Consider the following 339-nt stretch of genomic DNA (forward strand, 5'->3'; position numbering starts at 1 on the left):
GAAGAGCACCCAGGTCAGCAGCCCCAACGGCGGCAGCGGGGCGAGATCGCACCGGCGCACTTCGACGTGCACGCGGTCGCCGTTGGACAGGCCGAACCGGTTTCTCAGATGCACCGTGGACAGCAGCTCCACGATATGCAGCGGCGCCGCCGGCCAGCGATGCACCCAGACGTCGACGTCGCCCATCTTGCCCTGCCATTCCAGCCTCGGCCGGCCTTCGGCAAAATGCAGGCGTATGGCGGTCTCGTCCGCGAACATGACCGGACGGCTGAGCAGAATGTTGAGCGAGCCTTCGACCACGTCTTCGCCGAGCGCGTCCCGGACCACGGTGGTGTTCCG

General features: G+C 67.3%; 1 protein-coding gene. It reads right to left on the bottom strand.

From position 1 onward, the window contains the following. Positions 1–339 (bottom strand): hypothetical protein (locus tag SAHL_RS17725; protein ID WP_184947254.1); only part of this gene is annotated, 339 nt, incomplete at both ends.

Origin of the sequence: Salinisphaera orenii subsp. halophila YIM 95161 (assembly GCF_003732545.1) — a bacterium.
GTDB lineage: Bacteria > Pseudomonadota > Gammaproteobacteria > Nevskiales > Salinisphaeraceae > Salinisphaera > Salinisphaera orenii_A.